A 4,032-nucleotide genomic window follows, 5' to 3' on the forward strand; every position below is an offset into this window, starting at 1 on the left:
TAGAGCGAACCATACGAGCCATCGTTGATGTAGAGTGTGTTGCCTTTCGCAAGGTCAACGCGCACCAGCAGGCTCTCGGCTTCGGCGACCAGCGCCCGGCCCGGCTCGCACCACAGGTCTGCGTTCTCGAGAACGAACATGTTCTCGAACGAGCGCATCACTATTGCGACATAGTCTTCCATTTCCGGCGGGGCCTTGTCACCATAAATTGCCGGGAAGCCGCCGCCGACATCCACGATGTCCACGGTCACGCCGGCCTCGATGATCACGCGGCTTGCGTCGGCCATCGCCTGTGCCCAGGCTGACGGCTTCATTGCCTGGCTGCCCACGTGGAAAGACACGCCGACCTCGTCTGCATGACGGCGGGCAAGGCGAAGGATTTCCGCAGCTTCTTCCGGGCCGGCGCCAAACTTGTTCGCCAGCGGAAGGGCCGAGCCCTCGCAGGAAACGGCAATCCGAACGAGGATCGTCAGATCCTTCGCGTGGCCGGTGGCCTCGAGAATCTTGTTCAGCTCCGCCACCGTGTCGGTCACGAAGATGCGCACGCCATAGTTCTCATAGGCGCGTTTGATCGCGTGACGCGGCTTCACCGGGTGCAGGAACGCAATCCGCGCGCCGGGGAAACGGCCATAGATCAGCGCGATCTCTTTCTCGGACGCGGCATCGAAGCTGCGCACGCCGCCTTCCCACAGCGCGTCGAGGACGTGCGGGGCAGGGTTGGCTTTCACCGCATAGAAAGGCTGGGCCGGGAATTTCTCCACAAACCAGCGGGCCGCCGCCGTCACACGCTCGGGACGGAAGCAATAGACTGGCAGTTCCGGTTGAACGGAACGCACAATATTATACGGGGTCGCGTAAGTGTGCATGACACCTAACCTCCAAAGGGCTTCAAACCAGCTTTGGGCGTTAGTACAGGGGGCCCCCCTTTTTGTCGGGTTAGCCCAGATGTCCGCCACATCAATTTCGAATGCGCGTGTAGGGGGTAATGCCCGGGCCTGCAAGAAGTTTTTTTGGCCTCCAGCCCCATGTCATGAAACTGTCACTATTTTTCGCAGCAACTGTCACAAGACAGGCGTAAGGCAAGCGCTCGAATCCCACACTATTGCTGGCAGAATCAAGCGGAGAGACAAGATGTTCACTGGATTTCTCAAATCGGCACTTCCCGCAGTTGTAATGCTCGCAGCGGCCGCTTGCGGGCAGAGCGACCTGTCGAAACTGGAAGATGATTCGGCCTCGGGGGCCGCACCTGTGGCCGGAACCGCCTCTGCCGAGCAGAAGATCAAGATCGTCGGCTCCTCCACGGTCGCGCCCTTCTCGCGCACCATTGCCGAGCGCTTTGGCGCCACGACCTCCTTTTCCACGCCGATCGTAGAATCGACCGGCACCGGCGGCGGCTTCAAGGCCTTCTGCGCCGGTGTCGGCGCCGCCCAGCCCTCGATCTCCAACGCCTCCCGCCCGATCAAGGGGTCCGAGCGCGGCCTTTGCTCGGCCGCCGGTGTCACCGCGATCACCGAAATCGCCCTCGGCTATGACGGCATCGTCGTCGCCAATGCCAAAGAGGGCCTCCCGTTCGACCTGACCAAGCAGGAACTCTACCTTGCACTCGCTAAGGACGTGCCCGACGGGCAGGGCGGCTTCAAGCCGAACCCCTACAAGATGTGGAACGAAGTGGCCCCGAACCTCCCGGCCAAGCCGATCCTCGTCCTCGGTCCCCCGCCGACCTCCGGCACGCGCGACGCTTTCGTCGAGCTTGGCATGGAACTCGGCGCCCTCGAAATCCCGGAACTTGCCGCTCTGAAGGAAACCGATGAAGATGCCTTCAAGGCCCGCGCCCATACCGTGCGCACCGATGGCGCCTGGGTCGATTTCGGCGAGAACGACACTGCCATTGTCCAGTCGCTCGTGAAATCGCCGGATGCCATCGGCATTCTCGGCTTCTCCTTCCTCGAGCAGAACGGTGACCGCGTGAAGGGCGCCAATCTCGGCGGCGTCGAGCCGACCTTCGAGAACATCACCAACGGCCAGTACGGTCTCGCCCGCGTGATGTACTTCTACGTCAAGGACCAGAACCTGCCACTCGTCCCCGGCCTCGCCGAATTCATCATCGAATCGGTCAGCGATGGCGCCGCCGGTGAAGATGGCTACATGATCGAGAAAGGCCTGATCCCGCTCCATGAAGCCGAACTCGGCAAGGCCCAGGAAATCGCCGCCTCGCTGAAAACAAGCGCAGCCCCTACGCCGTAAATCTTGCTTCCCCCCTCTCCCGCATCGCGCAGGGGCCGGGGGTGGGGGTCCTCAGGCAGCATCCAAACCAGGCTGTGCCGCGCGGCGCTGACGCCCGGCCTCACACCACCGGCACGTCGGGCTTCACCTTGCGTCTCCGTATACGGATCTTGTGCCAGAACCGGCGGCGCTGCGGAGGGTCCAGCGGCTGGAGGTTTTCCAGGAACACTTCCGCGCACGCCCGCCAGCTATAGGTCTCCGCATGCGCGCGCGCGGTCTCGCGGCTGAGCGCCAGGCAATCGACCGCGCCCTTGGCGAGGTCTCCGTTCAGCGGTGTGATCGTGCCGGCGCCGGAGCCGGGAATCACATCGCGCGGACCCGTCGCATCAAATGCCGCCACCGGTGTGCCGGCCGCCATCGCTTCCAGCACCACCAGCCCGAACGTATCTGTCAGGCTCGGAAACACGAAGACATCCGCGCTTGCATAGATCGCCGAGAGTTCATCGGCAAACTTCGCGCCCAGGAACACCGCGTCCCTGTACTTGCGCTTCAGCTCTTCCAGCTGCGGCCCGTCGCCGACGATCACCTTGGTGCCTGGCAGGTCCAGTTCGGCGAAGGACTCGATATTCTTCTCAACCGCCACACGCCCGACATTCAGGAAAATCGGCCGCGCCATGCCTGCGAACGGATCGCCCGGCTGGCCTTGTTCCACGCGCTTCAGCGGCGTGAAGGCTTCGGTGTCGACGCCCCGGCTCCAGGCGACAAGGTTCGAGAAGCCGTGCCCTTCCAGTTCCGCCATCAGCGACGACGTCGCTACCATCACCTTGCCGGAATACTTGTGGAACCAGCGCACGAAGGAATAACCCCAGCTCACTGGCACCGGCAGGCGCGCTGACACATATTCCGGAAACCGCGTGTGATAGGCTGTGGAGAAAGGGTGTTTCTCGGTCAGACATACGGCGCGCGCCGCCATGCCGAGGGTGCCTTCGGTGGCAATGTGCACCGCGTCCGGTTCAAACTCGTGAAAGATTTCGCTGATCCGCGGGCGCCCCCAGAGACCCATCTTGATCTCGGGATAGGTCGGCAGCGGCATCGTCATGAAGCCAGCGCCGGGATGCACGATCTCCCAGACATGCCCCATCGCTTCGGTCTCGGCGATGATGCGCTTCATCGTGCGCACAACGCCGTTGACCTGGGGGTCCCAGGCGTCTGTGACGAGCATGATGCGCATGGCATCTCCCACTGGACGTTTCATCGGGGCCCCCCGCGGGCCGTTCGGGGCGCAATGTGGCGGCGTTGCCCCAGTGCGTAAAGAGGGCCATTGCCGTCAAATTCTGCTCGCAGGCAACCCCGTCCACAGGTAATCTCATGCTTCGGCCGCTTCGGCGGGCACAGAACCATGCCTCTTTCCTTGTGAGTTGACCTGTTCCCATGCCTGATACACTCGCCTCGCTCCCGGTTGATTGGGACGCGCTCGATGCCCTGAAGTTCGCCGATGAGGAGGCCCTCCTCGAGGCGCTGATCAAGCAGGGTGTAATGGCAGGTCCCATCCGTGAGGCCGCCGTGCGCCGGGGCAGGGAACTGGTGGTGATCGCCCGCGCGCGCGGCCGCCGCAAAGGCATGATGGAAAGCTTCCTCGAAGAGTTCGGCCTTACGAATTCAGAAGGTCTCGCCCTGATGTGCCTCGCCGAAGCGCTGCTGCGCGTGCCTGACGCCGCCACCGCCGACGCGCTGATCAAGGACAAGATCGGCAGCATCGACTGGAGCGAGCATCTTGGGGAAAGCGCCTCCACCTTCGTCAACGCGGCG

3 protein-coding genes and 1 pseudogene are annotated in these 4,032 nt (G+C 63.1%); 2 read left to right on the top strand and 2 right to left on the bottom strand.

Going from position 1 to position 4,032, the window contains the following annotated elements; translation table 11 throughout:
• A partial coding sequence (locus WEA77_RS07015; protein ID WP_368067158.1) for a type III PLP-dependent enzyme occupies positions 1-866 on the bottom strand: 866 nt, incomplete at its 3' end.
• A gap of 265 nt (positions 867-1,131) precedes the next feature.
• Here WEA77_RS07015 and WEA77_RS07020 point away from each other — a divergent pair.
• Positions 1,132-2,244 carry a substrate-binding domain-containing protein gene (locus WEA77_RS07020; protein ID WP_368067159.1) on the top strand — a complete coding sequence of 371 codons (1,113 nt, stop codon included), beginning with the start codon at positions 1,132-1,134 and terminating at the stop codon, positions 2,242-2,244.
• Between the two features lie 100 nt (positions 2,245-2,344).
• Here the strand turns inward: WEA77_RS07020 and WEA77_RS07025 are convergent, their stop codons facing one another.
• On the bottom strand, positions 2,345-3,454 hold the full coding sequence (locus WEA77_RS07025; RefSeq protein WP_368067160.1) for a glycosyltransferase family 4 protein: 1,110 nt from the start codon (positions 3,452-3,454) through the stop codon (positions 2,345-2,347).
• A 200-nt stretch (positions 3,455-3,654) separates the two neighbouring features.
• Between WEA77_RS07025 and WEA77_RS07030 the strand changes: the two are divergent.
• Positions 3,655-4,032: pseudogene (locus WEA77_RS07030) on the top strand (bifunctional proline dehydrogenase/L-glutamate gamma-semialdehyde dehydrogenase); the annotation flags it as partial.

The sequence above is a fragment of the Hyphomonas sp. genome (genome assembly GCF_040882205.1).
Taxonomy (GTDB): Bacteria; Pseudomonadota; Alphaproteobacteria; order Caulobacterales; family Hyphomonadaceae; genus Hyphomonas.